Origin of the sequence: Mesorhizobium sp. M2A.F.Ca.ET.042.01.1.1 (genome assembly GCF_003997405.1) — a bacterium.
Lineage (GTDB): Bacteria > Pseudomonadota > Alphaproteobacteria > Rhizobiales > Rhizobiaceae > Mesorhizobium.
In genome coordinates this window covers 1-1,320 of sequence record NZ_RZRX01000556.1, presented here as the reverse complement: position 1 = coordinate 1,320, position 1,320 = coordinate 1, and the positions used below count along the sequence as shown (strand labels likewise).

Here is a 1,320-nt window from a genome sequence, read left to right as displayed (position 1 = left end):
CCGCGAAACGGCCAATAGAGGCTAACCATCCGGCCTTCTATGTCGCCGATGAGCGCGTCGAGGCCGTCCGCGATACGTGCCGACATGGCGGCGCGCGCATCGGCTGAGACGGCAAGCCGCGCATTGATGAGCCGCTCGCGTTCGGCTTTGCGCCAACGCCTGATATCCGTCCAATCGGACAGCGGCTCCCGGTATTCCGGATCGAGTTCATGCATGAAGCAGGGCGGTGATCCGTATTGGGCCGGCCCTTCGTCGTCGCGATTGTCAGCCATGATAGGCTCCTGTCATGGGGTCTCACGCTATACCTGCGGCAGCACGCGCTACATATGCATTCACGACGCCGCGCGACGACTCTGGGGCATGTTTCAGAGCCGGCAAGATGTTGTTGCAGCGCACAAAATACCTACATTCCATGTGGTAGTTTTACGCCGCGAGGTGGATGAAATGAACGAAGCCAGGCATCATGTCGTGGTCGTCGGCGCCGGATTCGGCGGGCTCGAACTCACCCGCGCGCTGGCTGGTGCGCCGGTGCGCATCACCATGATCGACAAGCGCAATCACCACCTGTTCCAGCCGCTGCTCTATCAGGTGGCGACGACGTCGCTGGCGACCTCGGAGGTTGCCTGGCCGATCCGTCATCTCTTACACAGGCGCAAGGACGTGACGACGCTTCTCGGCACTGTCACCGGCGTCGACCGCGCCGGCAAGCGCGTGCTGCTCCAAGACGGCAGCTCCGTTCCCTACGACACGCTGGTGCTCGCCACCGGTGCGCGCCATGCCTATTTCGGCCACGACGAATGGGAGCCCTTCGCGCCGGGGCTGAAGACGCTCGAGGATGCCACCACGATCCGGCGTCGCATCCTGCTCGCCTTCGAGCAGGCCGAACGCGAAACCGATCCCACCAGGCGCCAGGCGTTGCTGACGTTTGTCATCGTCGGCGGCGGCCCGACGGGCGTCGAGCTCGCCGGCACCATTGTCGAACTCGCGCACGACACGCTACGCGGCGAGTTCCGCAACATAGACACACGCCAGGCGCGCGTCGTGCTGATCGAGGCCGGCGACCGCATCCTGGCCAATTTCGCACCGCAGCTTTCCGACTACGCCCGCAGGGCGCTTGAACGGCTCGGCGTCACCGTCGAGCTCGGCCGCCCCGTCACCCAACTCGACGCCGACGGCGTCGTCTTTGGCGACAAGCAGCTGCCGGCAAGGACGATCATCTGGGCGGCCGGCGTTGCCGCCTCGCCCGCGGCCGAATGGCTGGGCGCTTCCGCCGACCGGGCGGGCAGGGTGCTGGTCGAACCCGACCTCACCGTGCCGGGC

The 1,320-nt window shown here is 65.8% G+C and carries 1 protein-coding gene and 1 pseudogene; one reads left to right on the top strand and one right to left on the bottom strand.

Features of this window, described 5'->3' with window-relative positions; all coding sequences use genetic code 11:
• Positions 1-272, bottom strand: a pseudogene (locus EOA23_RS34785) (5-formyltetrahydrofolate cyclo-ligase); the annotation flags it as partial.
• A gap of 172 nt (positions 273-444) precedes the next feature.
• On the opposite strand from EOA23_RS34785, the gene EOA23_RS34780 reads away from it, so the two are divergent.
• Positions 445-1,320 (top strand): NAD(P)/FAD-dependent oxidoreductase (locus tag EOA23_RS34780; protein ID WP_145966611.1); only part of this gene is annotated, 876 nt, incomplete at its 3' end.